Source organism: Terrisporobacter petrolearius, assembly GCF_020748185.1.
In the GTDB taxonomy this organism is placed as follows: domain Bacteria; phylum Bacillota; class Clostridia; order Peptostreptococcales; family Peptostreptococcaceae; genus Terrisporobacter; species Terrisporobacter petrolearius.
In genome coordinates this window covers 1-478 of sequence record NZ_JAHZMO010000153.1, presented here as the reverse complement: position 1 = coordinate 478, position 478 = coordinate 1, and the positions used below count along the sequence as shown (strand labels likewise).

Sequence of the window (478 nt, the reverse complement as noted above, 5' to 3'; positions counted from 1 at the left end):
AGCGGATTTCCGATTTATGCAACGGGAACCACATCACACAAAAGGAACTTGCGGAGAAGATAGGGGTTTCCGCTTCCCAGTTGAGCCGCATTGTCAGCGGCGAAACGAGAACGGTCAGCAGTGATATTCTCATAGGCGTGGCAAAGGAATTTAAGGTATCGACAGACTACATACTGGGCTTATCCACCGTGAGCGTCCGTAAAAGCTACGATATTTCTGAATTAGGCTTGTCCGAGGGAGCCGTGAGGGGGCTCGTGACGGGTGCTGTTGATGTGCAAATCCTCAACCGCCTGTTGGAACACAGGAATTTTCCTAAGCTGATAGATTTGATACGGATTTATTTTCAGGACACAGCGGCAAAAGGCATAACAGCAAGAAACCAGCTTATCGAGATAGCAACGGCTTCCCTGTCCGACCTGATGAAAGAACACCCGGAACACCGGGCGGAAGCAAAGCAGGATTTACAGCTTTTGAACGC

General features: G+C 49.6%; 1 protein-coding gene. It reads left to right on the top strand.

All coding sequences use genetic code 11. The annotated features are described in order from the left end of the window. The coding region (locus K0040_RS20070; protein ID WP_228110448.1) for a helix-turn-helix domain-containing protein at positions 1 to 478 on the top strand (478 nt) is incomplete at both ends.